Below are 12,223 nucleotides of genomic sequence, written 5' to 3'. Positions count from 1 at the left end.
CAATCTCTTCGGGCTTCGGTCGCTTGTTTGCCATTCGTGGTCCTCCGTTCCCTAAACATAACGGTGGACCAGATCAGTTGGGGAGGCTCAGAACCATGGAACAACGGCACTAGCGCTACGAAAGTCAGGTCTTCTGCCTCTTGCCTGCGAGGAAGATGATGAACGGAGAACCTTGCCCGCCGAGCTCGCTGAACCTCTCATTGAAAAGCTGATCCGGGCCATTCCGGTCGCCAAGATTCCGCATCATATCGGATGTTCCCGCCCTCAGGCCGCCCTATTGCTAAAGAGCGGTATTCTAACATCGGTCATTCAAGATGATGGCGACGCCAGTGGGCGCCACAAGGGCGTCGACGTGAATGACCTTAGTAAACTAATCGCAGCGATGCGCCGGTCTGGTCGCTCAGTCGCTAAACCAAGCGAAGGAATGTCAAACATTGGTGATACAGCAGGCGCTCTGAAAGCACCCACTATGGAAGTCTTGTCTTTGCTACTAGATGGACACCTTCAAAAAGTAGAGCTTCTACCAGAGCAGCTCAAGTTTCAATCAGTACTCGTCAACCTCGAAGAAGTCGCTCTCTTGATTGGGGCAAAGTCCGGGCGGGCGGGGCTTACCGTCTCTCAGGCTGCGCTAAAGCTAGGGGTCATCGCGGATACCGTACGGTTCTTATTGCAATCAAAGGATCCGGATGGCCAGCTCGCCTTGGAAGCCTGTGGACAAGTTCGCCATATGGGGGTCATGCGCGAACTGGTAGACTACAAAAGCCTGCGCAAGTTTGAGAGCCGCTTCCGAAAACTCTCAACAATTGACGGATATTGGAATCGTGAGCCCGAACGCCTACGCAACAAATTGGCCGCCAAGGGTCTTAGACCTGTTTGGGACCCAGAGATTGCTGGTGCCGAGTTCTATCGAATCTCCGACCTCTGACGACAAAACCTACAGATTTTCGACCTAGACCGCTCTTTTGAGCGGTCTTTTTTGTGGCAAGTGACTTATTTCGGTGGGCGGAAATGACCTTGTCGTATGGGTGATTTGGCCGCCGATACTTTTAATACGGCAAGAATTTCCCGTTATTTTCAGAGAAACACCCGTGTGTCCTGGGTTCCAATGGGTTGGCGCTTCAAATCAATCAAAGTCGGCTATCTTCGCGGACTTCGGATCGAAGCGAACTTAGCGCGGTGCGCCAGACGTTCACCAACATTCGACGAAAAGTTTCAATATGAGGCTGTTCTTTAGCAACATTTTCGTGATTGCTACATTTCGGTCTCTTTTCCGCCCATTTTTTCGTTGATACACAAGCACAGTTACTTGTGGGATGAGTAAAAGTGCGGGCGGACAGATGAGAACCGGTTATAACGGTCGGATAGCAATATTTTGGACACAGACGGAAGTTGACGGGCTTGAGGCGGCGCCTTTGGCCCACTTGCGCGTTGGTAGCTCTTGGTCCTGGAGGGGGCGAGGGGTCCAACTCGCCGCAAGTGCTGAACAAGTTGCGCTGCACGCAGACTCCACCGGTCTTGGATCTATATTGGCGGCCAGAGCCAGTTTCACCAACCCCGGCGAGATCAACGAAAGTGCCAAGATCGAGTTGTCAAACGGCGCTCAGACTTTCGTTGCCGAGCTGGTGCGTGAGGTGAACGAAGCGTCTCTGGTGCTTGTGTTTGAGGATGGATACCCTGAGCCTGATCAAGATTTCTGGGTCAGTTCGGCAGCTTCGCATATTGAACCTGTTGAGATTGACAGCGGTTATGACGACAAGGTTGTCGTGTTCCCGGCGGCTCGTGCAAATGCAAGTTCAGTGCCGGTAAATCTATCAAATACTGCCGGTTGGGCCGCTGAATAACGGATACTTCTCAGAAAGATTCCAACTCTAAGCAGAAATCCTACCCTTTGCTTGCTGTGGCGTGTTGACTCTGGCCGAAGCAGGGATATAAGCGCGGCTTCATTGGTGTTGGTGGCCCCCGCGAGGGGATGCCTGTCATGGGGGAAACCTCAAGAGGACAACGCCCTTCATAGTGGCCCATCGGGGCCTCAATCTAAAGAAGGAGATCAGCCGTGACCAAACGCACGTCTGCCAAGTACAAAATCGACCGCCGGATGGGCGAAAACATCTGGGGTCGTCCGAAATCCCCGGTTAATCGTCGTGAATACGGCCCCGGCCAGCATGGCCAGCGCCGCAAGGGTAAACTGTCTGACTTCGGTCTGCAGCTGCGTGCCAAGCAGAAGCTGAAAGGCTACTACGGCGACCTGACCGAGAAGCAGTTCCGCCGCATCTATGCAGAAGCTGAGCGTGTCAAAGGCGACACCGGTGAAAACCTGATCGGTCTGCTGGAGCGTCGTCTGGACGCCGTTGTTTACCGCGCCAAGTTTGTTCCGACCGTGTTCGCCGCACGTCAGTTCGTGAACCACGGCCACGTTAAAGTGAACGGCAAGCGGGTCAACATCCCGTCCTACCGCGTCAAAGAAGGCGACGTTATCGAAGTGCGTGACAAGTCCAAGCAATTGGCCGTTGTCCTGGAAGCTGTCGGCTTGGCCGAACGTGATGTGCCTGACTACATCGACGCCGACCACTCGAAAATGACCGCGACCTTCGTGCGTGCACCGGGCCTGAGCGATGTGCCTTACCCGGTTATGATGGAACCGAACCTGGTCGTTGAATTCTACGCGAAGAACTAATCTTCGCCGACCTGTTGAGTTTAAGGGCCGCGCTTTCAGCGCGGTCTTTTTTGTTTTGATGGGGCTCTGCCCCAGTCGCTGCGCGACTCCCCCGAGATATATTTGGCCAGATGAAGAGGCGGATCAGATAGGAAGCGGGCGACTTTCGGCAATGGCCTCCATTGCGAAATAGGAGGTGACGCTGTCCAGTTCGATCTTATCGATGAGGCGTTGATAGACTTTGTCGTAAGAGGCCATATCTTCTGTAACGACCTTGAGTTGATAGTCATAGTCGCCGCCAATGCGATGGAAATCGACCACTTCAGGAATGGTCAGGACATGACTGCGAAAGGCCTGCAACCATTGGGCAGAGTGGTGGCGCGTGCGTAGCATGACGAAAACCACCAGATTCAGCCCAAGCTTTTCACGCGCGATGCGCGCCGTAGAACCTTGCAGGACACCTGCGTCGTTCAAGGCCTTTATTCTTCGCCAGCAGGCATTTTGGGACAGGCCGACCCTATCTGCCAATTCTCGCTGGGAAAGTGTTGCGTCTTTTTGCAGTTCCTTCAGAAGACGCGTGTCAATTTGATCTAATTTTTTCTCCATATAAACTCATATGACACAAAACTCGGACATATAAAGCATAAAATTGTGAGGTTTCCACAGGATGGATCAATCATATTGGAGTTAGCAATATGGAGCCTGTGTTATGACCTTGTCCAACTTTCGCGCAGAAATTCAATCTGCTGCTCACGGAAATACTCTGCGTGATGGGCTGATCGGTGAGGGGGTACTCATCCCGGGTCTGCATGGGGACGTGCCGCTTGTGTATGCGGACTACGTTGCCTCGGGTCGCGCGTTGCGACAGGTCGAAAATTTCGTGGCTGAGCATGTGTTGCCGTTCTATGCCAACAGCCACACCGAAGCCTCCTATTGCGGTTCCTATATAACCCGTTTGCGCCGCGAGGCGCGGGCCGAGATCGCCCGCATAGTTGGCGCCAAGGAAGAGGACGCGGTGATCTTTACCGGGTCTGGCGCTACAGCGGGTCTCAACCGGCTGGTTAGTCTGCTGGGAGTGCAAGAGGCTAATCAGCCGGTCGTTTTGATCGGTCCGTATGAGCATCATTCGAACATTCTGCCGTGGCGTGAAAGCAAGGCGCGGGTGATCGAGATTCCAGAAGCCGTTGACGGCGGTCCCGATATGCGAGCGCTAAAGGCAGTGCTGATCGAACACGCAGATTCCGATCTTGTGATTGGGTCATTCTCAGCGGCGTCAAACGTCACAGGCATCATCACCGACCCTGATCCTGTGACGCGGTTACTGAAAGAACATGGTGCGCTTGCGGTATGGGACTATGCGGGTGGTGGACCTTATTTGCCAATGGACATGGGGCCGGAAGATGCGCGGAAGGACGCGATTGTTGTCTCTCCGCATAAGTTTCCGGGCGGGCCGGGGGCGTCGGGTGTTCTGGTCGTTAACCAATGCGCTGTGAAGCGGACGTGTCCGAGTTGGCCCGGCGGTGGGACTGTCAGCTTTGTCTCGCCTTGGCGGCACGACTACAGCGCCGATCTCGCGACACGGGAAGAGGCGGGTACACCAAATGTGATCGGAGACATTCGTGCGGCCTTGGCCTTCATCGTGAAAGATGCGGTTGGAGCGGATGAGATCGCGCAGCGTGAAGCGCAGTGTAACCACATGGCGTTGGATGGGTGGTCCGACAACCCACATCTGACATTGCTAGGTGCCGAGAATGCACACCGCCTGCCGATATTCTCGTTCCTCGTGTGTGATCGGAATGGGCAGCCGGTGCATCAGCAGCTGTTTACCCGGATGCTCAGCGATATCTACGGCATCCAGGCACGTGGCGGCTGTGCCTGTGCCGGACCCTATGCGCATCGTCTGCTGGGCATTGATCGGGCAACATCGGAAGAATTGCATGCGGCCCTGTCGGAGGGTGAGGAAATGAAGAAACCGGGTTGGGTGCGGTTGAATTTCTCTTACCTCATGAGCGAAGAGACCGTTCAGTTCATTATCGACAGCGTTAACGAGCTGTCGCGCCGGACCGAGGAGTTCGTCCCATTCTACAATGCCGATCCGGCGACGGCGCGCTTCAAAGCGGCGTAAGATAATTGCCGCTTTTCTCAACCCGTTGAGAAAGGTATGAGGGGCCAAGCTAGTGGAGCCCCTCATGAACCAGATCACACCTCAACCCGGCATAATGGACATCGCGCTGTATCAGGGCGGACAGTCGCATGTTGACGGTGTTGCGGATGTCATCAAGCTGAGTTCCAACGAAAACCCGTTTGGGCCAAGTCCCAAGGCGATCGAAGCGGTGCGCGAAAGTGCCGTTTCGCTGCATCGTTATCCCAGCACCGATCATGCCAGCCTGCGCGCCGCAATTTCTGAACGGCACGGACTGGATGCCAATCGGGTCATCTGCGGTGTCGGCAGTGATGAAGTGTTGCAGTTCGTAGCGCAGGCCTATGCTGGTCCGGGTGATGAGGTGATTTATACCGAGCATGGATTCTCCATGTATCCGATCATCGCGCGAATGGCGGGCGCGACCCCGGTCATGGTGCCCGAGAGGGATCGCCGTGTAGACGTAGATAGCATCCTTGCCGCGGTCACTGGGCAGACACGGATTGTCTTTGTGACCAATCCGGGAAATCCTACTTCAACCATGGTCTCTGACGCCGAATTGCAGAGGTTGGCGGATGCATTGCCAGCCAATTGCCTGATGGTGCTGGATGGTGCGTATGCCGAATTTGTCGATGGTTTCGATGGAGGCGCAGGGCTGGTGGACCGGTTTAGCAATGTCATCATGACCCGGACGTTTTCGAAAGTGTACGGTCTAGGTGGGATGCGCGTTGGCTGGGGCTATGCGGCGAAAGAGATTATTGATGTGCTGAACCGCGTTCGTCAGCCGTTCAACCTATCGCTGACGGCTCTCGCGGCGGCCGAGGCCGCCGTGCGGGATGAGGAATATCTGCGGTTCTGCCTGTCTGAAAATGCACGCCTCCGGATTTGGTTGTCTGATGAACTGGCGAAGGTCGGCGTTTCATCCGATGTGTCATGCACGAATTTCATCCTCGCCCGTTTTGCTGACAGGGCCGAGGCGGAAGCCTGCGATGACTATTTGAAAACGCAGGGTTTGATCGTGCGGCGGGTCGCGGGCTACAACCTGCCAAACGCGCTGCGGATCACCGTAGGCGACGAAATCGCCTGCGGTCGCGTGGTTGCAGCGATTACTGCGTTCAAAGGGGGCGCTGTATGAGCCAGATTTACGACCGTGTTGCGCTGATCGGGTTGGGCCTGATTGCATCGTCCATGTTCTGGGCGATCAAACGGGCTGGGCTTGCGGGGGAAGTGACGGGCTATGCGCGATCCGAGGCAACCCGCGAGACGGCGCGCCAGATCGGCCTTTGTGACCGGGTTTGCGAGACCGCGGAAGAGGCGGTCGAAGGTGCTGATCTAGTGGTTTTGTGTGTCCCCGTTGGTGCAATGGGACCTGTGGCGCAGCAGATTGCGCCGGTTCTGAAATCCGGTGCCACCGTTTCAGACGTGGGGTCGGTAAAGCGTCACGTGATTGACGCCGTCTCACCCCACATACCCGATAGCGTTCATTTCATTCCGGCACACCCTCTGGCCGGGACCGAGCATTCCGGGCCTGAATCGGGATTCGCCGAACTGTTCGACAACCGTTGGTGCCTGTTGGTGCCGGTCGAAGATTCCGACCCGGATGCAATCGCTCGCCTGCGGGCTTTGTGGGAGGGTCTGGGATCGAATGTCGATGAGATGGACGCCGCGCATCATGATTTGGTGCTGGCGGTCACCTCGCACGCACCTCACCTGATTGCCTATACGATGGTGGGAGTTGCGGATGATCTCCGGCGGGTTACAGACACCGAAGTCATCAAGTATTCGGCAGCTGGTTTCCGCGATTTCACTCGCATCGCGGCTTCGGACCCGACGATGTGGCGTGATGTGTTTCTGACCAACAAAGACGCAACGCTGGAGATTCTGGGCCGGTTTACGGAAGAGCTCTTTGCGCTGCAGCGGGCCATCCGAACAGGTGACGGAGAGCAATTGTTCGACTACTTTACGCGCACACGGGCGATCCGCCGCGGCATCATTGATGCGGGCCAGGATACGGATGCGCCAGATTTTGGGCGGGGAAAAACATCGACATGAGAAAGATCGGTTGCAGCCATTTGATTTTCTGCGTTGCTTTGGCGGCAACGACTGCAAATGCGGCGGCGCCTGAAACTTCTATTGTGCCGTTGACGCGCCCGGAAACCACCCAAGCGATGGTGGCAATCGTCACCCCCAACATCCGGCCTGTGCTACGGCCCGCTTCGCCGCAGGTAACGGCCGCTGCAGCCCGTCCCGCTGAATTACCATTGCTCGGGCCCGAGAATTCGATCCGCCCGTTTGTGCGCCCGGAAGAATTGGAACAACGCGTCTTTCTTAAGAAACGCAAGCTGCGTAAGGGTTCAGTCTGTGGCGATATCGATATTCAGGGTAAGCCGGTTGGACGTGTGAAGGGCAAGATCAAAGCCTGCGGGATTAAGGATGCAGTGCAAATCACCTCAGTATCGGGGGTCAGGCTGAGCCGCCCGGCGACGATGGATTGCGGCACTGCACAGGCGCTGAACAATTGGGTCGACAAAACTGTAAAGCCCACGTTCAAACGCCGAGGTCCGGTGGTCGAGCTACAGGTCGCCGCGCATTACGCCTGCAGAACACGTAACAACCGTAAAGGGGCGCGGATTTCTGAGCATGGTAAAGGGCGCGCCATCGACATTTCGGGCTTCAAGATGGCCGATGGTGAGGTGGTGACGGTTCTGAATGGCTGGCGCAAAAATCCGTCCAAGAAGCAACTGACCAAGGTATGGCGCGGCGCGTGTGGGCCATTTGGCACGGTTCTCGGACCAAACTCTGATCGCTACCATCGGGATCATTTCCACCTAGACACCGCGCGCTACCGCAGCGGCACCTATTGCCGTTAACGCAGTACCAGTCTCGGGGCAGGACCAAGGGGCAACGGACCCAAGGCGACGAACCCATCTCTGAAATTCAGCTGTAAATCCAGCGCATTTGGGTTGCCACCCAGTCCAGCCATGAAGCCCAATGCGCGGGTCACAGGATCGACTGCCTGATCCGGCAGCGCACCTGCGGCGTTTGCCATCGCGATCATGTCGCGCCAGTTTTCGGCTTTCATCGCAATTTCACCCGTTGGAATGCCCTGTTCGTCAACTTCCAGTTCGCCGGTGGCGAACAGACGCAGCTCACCCCATTTCATTTCTGCCAAACGCAGATCAATCGCAACGGGTTGGGGGCGACGCTGCTCAAGTGCGGTGCGGTCCCAGGGTTTGTCGAAAGTGACAAACATATCCATTTCCAGCGTTTCGAACGATTGCGGCAGGGTCGATGCTGAACGCATCAGGCGTCTCAGATCATCGCCGGGGGTAAATCCGTCGATCTTCGCAGTAATCCCATAGCTTTCGGGCGCTCCAGATTGCTCCATCACAAGGCTCAGCGACTGGCCTCCGGCTTGCGGATCACCTTCGGTTGTCAGCAGCCAGCGCTTTGAGGTCAGCGCCATTTTCTCGAGCACCAGCGCGACACCGGGTTGGAGCTGCAATTCGGCTTGTAGCGCTTCGGCCTGAACGGTCGTGGTCTGGTCGAAATAGGAAAGGCGCTGCGGCGTACTGGCAAAGCGCAGCATCTGGCGGCCGGGCCAGATTGCTGGGCTTTGGAACTCGACCCAGTCCGCACTCCACGCCGTTCCGTTGACCGGATCGGCCAAAGCGGGATTATTCAGGCGTGTGATGTGCTGAAATGGATATCCTGCCGTCGACACGTCCGAGAATTCGGCCTGCCAGCCCAGTTCTTGCTGCCGGTCAAACCAACCGGTCAGGGCGTTTCGCAGACCATAACCGGCGACAAACCAGTAGGCGCTCCACGCGAGGGCGATAAATACGAAAACGCGTATCAGACGGCGCATGATGAATGGCCCTTTTTCCTGCCTCGGATTTGATGTTTATAGGGCCAAACGGGCAAGGACCAGTGCAATGACGATGTGGGTATTCGGATATGGATCGCTGCTGTGGAACCCGGGCTTTCCGGTGGCACGCAGCGAACGCGCTAAGTTGCACGGATATGCGCGGTCTTTTTGCATGCGCTCTATCCACCATCGCGGCACGGAAGAAGACCCCGGTTTGGTATTGGCGCTGGACGAACAGCCAGACGCGCATTGCACTGGATTGGCGCTTGCTGTCGAGACAGGTCACGAAGAGCGCACTTTGGCTGAATTGCGTGAGCGTGAGCTGATCTCGTCAGCCTATCTAGAGCGGATGCTGGACGTGCATCTGGACTGCGGGCAGATCGTAAATGCAGTGACTTACATCATCGATGCTCACCACGTTCAGTATTGCGGCGGTCTTCCATTGGAAGAGCAGGCTCAGATCATCGCCCACGCGGTTGGCGGACGTGGGCCAAATACCGAATATCTCTACAATACTGCCTCGCACTTGACCGAGATCGGACTGCACGACCCTGATCTTGAGTGGTTGTCGCAACGGGTGCGGACAATCAGCGCATAAACTCTTGGCGTCACGGGGCGAACTTCGATAGGTTCAGCCCAGAGCAGACAATACCAGGAGCCACGCGCATGGCGCAGGCACGACAGGGCGTGAGACCACATTTCTCACAACCGATCCGTCAGATTTTGATGATGCTAATCGCAATAGGGCTGTCAGGACTTGGCGTGTTCATGGCGTTGCCATATGTGCTGCCGGTTATTCAGGCCAATCTGTATCTTAACGGGTTCATTTTGCTGGTTTTTGTCATCGGTGTCGCTGCCTGTTTTCTGCAAGTCACACAGCTTATCGGATCGGTTCGTTGGATCGAAGCCTTTGCCGGAGGGGTCGAACGTGACGATGTGCGCCCGCCGCAACTGCTTGCCCCACTGGCGTCGTTGTTGAGGGAACGCGGGGCGCGGTCTCAGATCAGCTCTAGCTCTACCCGATCGATCCTCGATTCCGTCGCCGAACGGGTCGAAGAAGAGCGCGAGATCACCCGCTACATCACCAACGTGCTGATCTACCTTGGCCTACTGGGGACATTTTTTGGTTTGGCCACCACTGTCCCCGCCATCGTTGATACGATCCGCAGCCTGAATCCGCAGGAAGGTGAAGAAGGTCTGGCCGTCTTCAACCGTCTGATGACAGGATTGGAAGCGCAGCTGCAGGGCATGGGCGTTGCTTTTGGGTCGTCATTGCTGGGTCTGGCCGGTTCATTGATCGTCGGCCTGCTGGAACTGTTCGCGGGCCATGGTCAGAACCGGTTCTATCGCGAATTGGAGGAATGGTTGTCCTCGATCACCCGCGTTGGCTTTGCAGCAGGCGATGAGGGCGGCGCGGAACTGGCCGTGCTGACCCCAGTACTGGACGCCATGTCCGAGCAGATGGATGCGCTGCAGGATATGTTCTCGGCGCAAGAAGCTGATCGGACGGACGTATCAGCCAAGCTGGGGCAATTGGTCGATGTCATCGGGGAAATGAACCAGCGTCAGGCCCAGACCGAAGGTGTTACGGCTGCGCTTGAGCGTGTGGCGCTGGGGCAGGACGCGTTGCTTGATCACATGCGCGAACATGGCGCGGGCGAGGGGATCGATGCGGAAAGCCGCATGCGCCTGCGGTCGATGGATGTGCAGTTGCTGCGTATCCTCGAAGAGATTTCCGCCGGTCGCCAGGACAGCATGAACGAGCTGCGCAAGGATTTTGAGCTACTGGTCAAAGCATTGACCTTGCCACGGGGCGCCGTACGTACGCCGCCAGAAGGAGAGTAACTCATGGCGCTGTCCCGCCGCACAGGTCAACGATTCTCGGGCTCGGTCTGGCCCGGCTTCGTGGATGCGATGACGGGATTGTTGATGGTGCTGACCTTTGTGCTGACCATCTTCATGGTCGTGCAATTTGTGCTGCGCGAAACGATTTCGGGGCAAGAGGATGAACTGACTGCGCTGTCCGACGAAATCGCCGCTCTGGCCGGGGCGCTGGGGCTGGAAGAGCGGGAAAACAGCCGTCTTCAAGCGCGTCTTGGGAACTTGAATGCAACGCTTAATCAGGTCGAAGACGATCTAGCGCAGGCACAAACCCGCATAACCGACTTTGAAGCACAGGTCGCGGCTTTGCTGGCTGATCAGGCGCGTGCGCAGGGGGATATCGCCGCGCTAGAAACGCAACGCGATGAGTTGCTAAATGAACAAGATGCCTTGAATTTGGCACTTGCTCAAAGCAGACAAGAAATCGACGCACAGGCCGAAGCCGCCCGCCTTGCCGCGGCTCGACGCGAAGCACTTGAAGCTCTCGTCGCCGAACTTGAAACCAGCGAAGATGCACAGGCAGCTCAGATATCCGAGCTGGAACAGCAACTGACCGAGGAAGAGGCCGCGCGTCTGGCCGAAGCCGCCGCTGCTGAGGCGTTGCGTGATCGATTGCAGAATGCAGATGCTGAACTGACAGCGATGACCTTGGCGCTGGAAGCGCAGCGAAAGGAAGCCGAGGATACCCTGACTTTGCTAGCTGCGGCACAGGCTGCCAAGGCAGAGCTTGAGCGTCAGTTCGGTGAGATCAATGCCGAAGAAGTGAGGGAACAACTGCAGGCGGCGCTGGATGCCCAAACCCGAGCACAAGCAAATGAAGCTGAACAAAGGTCACTGGCCGAGGAGCGCGCGGCGCTGCTGGCGCTCGCCCGAGAGGCGCTTGCATCGGAACAGGAAATCTCGACCGAAGCGCAACGTCAGACCGCGCTGCTTAATCAGCAGATGGCAGCCCTGCGCAGCCAGTTGGGATCGCTGCAGGCTTTGTTAGACGATTACGAAGAACGTAATACCGCCGCCGAGATCCAGATACAGACGCTGGGCCAGGATCTGAATGCCGCTCTAGCGCGCGCAGCCTCGGAAGAACGCCGTCGCCGACTGCTGGAAGAGGCTGAACGTATTCGGCTGGAAGCCGAGGCCGAGAAACTGGCGGGCCAGAATCAGGAGCTTGCCGCGCAGGCCGAGGATTTGCAGCGCTATCGCTCGGAATTCTTCGGGCGGTTGCGCGATGTGCTGGGTGATCAGGATGGCGTGCGCATTGAAGGTGACCGCTTCGTGTTCTCGTCTGAGGTGTTGTTTGCCACCGGGTCCGCAATCCTGTCTGCGGAAGGTCGTCAGGAGGTTGCCAAAGTTGCCAATATCCTGCGAAGCGTTGCCGCAGAAATACCCGAAGGGTTGAACTGGGTCATCCGTGTCGATGGTCACACCGACAATGTGCCACTTGCAGGAAGCGGACGATATCGCGACAACTGGGAGCTCAGCCAGGGTCGTGCCCTTTCTGTGGTGCGCTACATGGTTGATGCGCTGGGCATTCCACCTGATCGTTTGGCGGCAAACGGGTTCGGAGAATTCCAGCCCGTTAATCCCGCCGACACACCCGAGGCGCGCGCCCAAAACCGTCGGATCGAGTTGAAGCTGACAGAGCGGTAAGGCTGGTTCGAACCGCTGTGGATTACCTGCCAAA

Annotated in this window: 12 protein-coding genes; 10 read left to right on the top strand and 2 right to left on the bottom strand. The window is 56.8% G+C overall.

The annotated features are described in order from the left end of the window. The first annotated feature begins 172 nt into the window (after positions 1-172). From ACR0AH_RS11555 to rpsD, 3 genes are all read left to right on the top strand, one after another. Positions 173-925, top strand: coding sequence for a hypothetical protein (locus ACR0AH_RS11555; protein ID WP_480592036.1), 753 nt, complete (start codon positions 173-175; stop codon positions 923-925). A 601-nt stretch (positions 926-1,526) separates the two neighbouring features. Next, entirely contained in the window at positions 1,527-1,841 is a 315-nt protein-coding gene (locus ACR0AH_RS11550; RefSeq protein ID WP_480439136.1) for a hypothetical protein, read from the top strand. Between the two features lie 212 nt (positions 1,842-2,053). Next, positions 2,054-2,674: a 30S ribosomal protein S4 gene (rpsD, locus tag ACR0AH_RS11545; protein WP_170392466.1), complete on the top strand. Its 621-nt coding sequence runs from the start codon at positions 2,054-2,056 to the stop codon at positions 2,672-2,674. 123 nt (positions 2,675-2,797) lie between these two features. On the opposite strand, the gene ACR0AH_RS11540 is transcribed toward rpsD, so the two are convergent. Continuing rightward, a complete protein-coding gene (locus ACR0AH_RS11540) occupies positions 2,798-3,259 on the bottom strand; it encodes an Lrp/AsnC family transcriptional regulator (protein ID WP_170392465.1) in 462 nt (153 codons plus the stop codon). 103 nt (positions 3,260-3,362) lie between these two features. Between ACR0AH_RS11540 and ACR0AH_RS11535 the strand changes: the two genes are divergently transcribed. The 4 genes from ACR0AH_RS11535 (at position 3,363) to ACR0AH_RS11520 (ending at position 7,663) form a co-directional block, all read left to right on the top strand. After that, entirely contained in the window at positions 3,363-4,778 is a 1,416-nt protein-coding gene (locus tag ACR0AH_RS11535; protein ID WP_480592035.1) for an aminotransferase class V-fold PLP-dependent enzyme, read from the top strand. Between the two features lie 64 nt (positions 4,779-4,842). Then, positions 4,843-5,928 (top strand): histidinol-phosphate transaminase, encoded by a 1,086-nt coding sequence (gene hisC / locus ACR0AH_RS11530; RefSeq protein ID WP_170392463.1) that lies wholly within the window; start codon positions 4,843-4,845, stop codon positions 5,926-5,928. Further along, complete coding sequence (locus tag ACR0AH_RS11525; protein ID WP_170392462.1) at positions 5,925-6,845, top strand: prephenate/arogenate dehydrogenase family protein; 921 nt, start codon at positions 5,925-5,927, stop codon at positions 6,843-6,845. Before hisC ends, ACR0AH_RS11525 begins: the two co-directional genes overlap by 4 nt. After that, on the top strand, positions 6,842-7,663 hold the full coding sequence (locus ACR0AH_RS11520; RefSeq protein WP_170733006.1) for an extensin family protein: 822 nt from the start codon (positions 6,842-6,844) through the stop codon (positions 7,661-7,663). Before ACR0AH_RS11525 ends, ACR0AH_RS11520 begins: the two co-directional genes overlap by 4 nt. Here ACR0AH_RS11520 and ACR0AH_RS11515 read toward each other — a convergent pair. Continuing rightward, positions 7,660-8,661 carry a DUF2125 domain-containing protein gene (locus ACR0AH_RS11515; protein ID WP_170392459.1) on the bottom strand — a complete coding sequence of 334 codons (1,002 nt, stop codon included), beginning with the start codon at positions 8,659-8,661 and terminating at the stop codon, positions 7,660-7,662. The two genes, ACR0AH_RS11520 and ACR0AH_RS11515, sit on opposite strands and share 4 nt — an antisense overlap. A 67-nt stretch (positions 8,662-8,728) precedes the next feature. Between ACR0AH_RS11515 and ACR0AH_RS11510 the strand changes: the two genes are divergently transcribed. From ACR0AH_RS11510 to ACR0AH_RS11500, 3 genes are all read left to right on the top strand, one after another. Then, on the top strand, positions 8,729-9,259 hold the full coding sequence (locus ACR0AH_RS11510) for a gamma-glutamylcyclotransferase (protein ID WP_480592034.1): 531 nt from the start codon (positions 8,729-8,731) through the stop codon (positions 9,257-9,259). A gap of 68 nt (positions 9,260-9,327) precedes the next feature. Beyond that, on the top strand, positions 9,328-10,506 hold the full coding sequence (locus tag ACR0AH_RS11505; protein ID WP_480592032.1) for a biopolymer transporter ExbB: 1,179 nt from the start codon (positions 9,328-9,330) through the stop codon (positions 10,504-10,506). Between the two features lie 3 nt (positions 10,507-10,509). Beyond that, positions 10,510-12,189, top strand: a complete 1,680-nt coding sequence (locus tag ACR0AH_RS11500; RefSeq protein ID WP_480592030.1) for a peptidoglycan -binding protein — start codon at positions 10,510-10,512, stop codon at positions 12,187-12,189. Positions 12,190-12,223: the final 34 nt, after the last annotated feature.

The sequence above is a fragment of the Ruegeria sp. AM5 genome (assembly GCF_056540645.1).
This window is presented reverse-complemented; position numbering and strand designations above follow the sequence as displayed.